Annotated in this window: 1 protein-coding gene; it reads left to right on the forward strand. The window is 67.9% G+C overall.

The annotated features are described in order from the left end of the window. Positions 1–177: 177 nt before the first annotated feature. A partial coding sequence (locus I8N67_RS42070) for a hypothetical protein (protein WP_200309698.1) occupies positions 178–358 on the forward strand: 181 nt, incomplete at its 3' end.

Below are 358 nucleotides of genomic sequence, written 5' to 3' on the forward strand. Positions count from 1 at the left end.
TGAGCCCCCGCCAACCTGGTTTCCGCTGGTCAACGGGGCTGGTGTGCTGTCTCGGTGAGGTGCTCGCGCTGGTCCGGCCGGAGATCGTTAGCACGTGATCGTCCGCCATGGGCGGTTTCTGGCGTTCGCGGACCAGGACGGCGGACCGCTGCGTAGCCTCCCGGCGGAGGGATATGTATGACGGACGTGCTGACATGGACGGTCCAGCAACGGCTTGAGCTGGAAGAACGGGCTGAGCTGCTCCGCAAGGAACTGGCCGGAATCGAGTCGCAGTTGACCCGGTTGGAGGCGGCCGAGGTGGTGTTCGGGCAGTGGGCCGAGGCGACGGACGGGGGACGGCGGTCGCCGGGCATCGTGG

It is taken from the genome of Streptomyces adelaidensis, assembly GCF_016598475.1.
GTDB classification, from domain to species: Bacteria; Actinomycetota; Actinomycetes; order Streptomycetales; family Streptomycetaceae; genus Streptomyces; species Streptomyces adelaidensis.